This window comes from Vibrio sp. D173a (assembly GCF_030248475.1).
In genome coordinates, this window is sequence record NZ_JAHGAH010000361.1 from 1 (window position 1) to 574 (window position 574).

General features: G+C 46.7%; 1 protein-coding gene. It reads right to left on the reverse strand.

The window, feature by feature from the left end; genetic code table 11:
• On the reverse strand, positions 1-574 hold a 574-nt coding region (locus tag KIV40_RS25840; RefSeq protein ID WP_285352049.1), incomplete at both ends, for a DDE-type integrase/transposase/recombinase.

The window sequence follows — 574 nt, forward strand, 5'->3', positions numbered from 1 at the left end:
GTAACGTAATTTAACTTACTATGCTTGTGCTCGGTGTTGTACCAACGCACGAATGCCTCAACCCAACTACGACTTGCATCGAGTTGTTCAAAGCCTTTTGTTGGCCAGTTAGGCATGTACTTCACGGTACGGAATAGCGACTCAACATACGGGTTATGATCACTAACTCTGGGGCGACTGTATGATGAGGTGATACCAAGCTCATCCATTTTCGCTCTGAACGTCAGTGACTTCATTGGCGCACCATTGTCCGAGTGAAGTACCAGTGGCTGATTAAAGCATTGCTCGCGCATCAGCGTCCGCTGTAATAACTGTGATGCTAACTCACCGCATTCACATTCATAAACATCGTAACCAACGATTTTTCGGCTATAAATATCTTCAATCACGTAGAGATAGTAATGCTGACCGCGAACCCTAGATGGCAAGTAAGTAATGTCCCATGTGTACACTTGATTGGGACCTGTTGCCGTATAACTTGTTGGCTTAGCCTGCCTTGGTCGACTTCGCTGACGACCTCGGGTATGAAGTTGACCTTCCGCTTTCAAAACCCGATAGTAGCTCGACTCCGAAG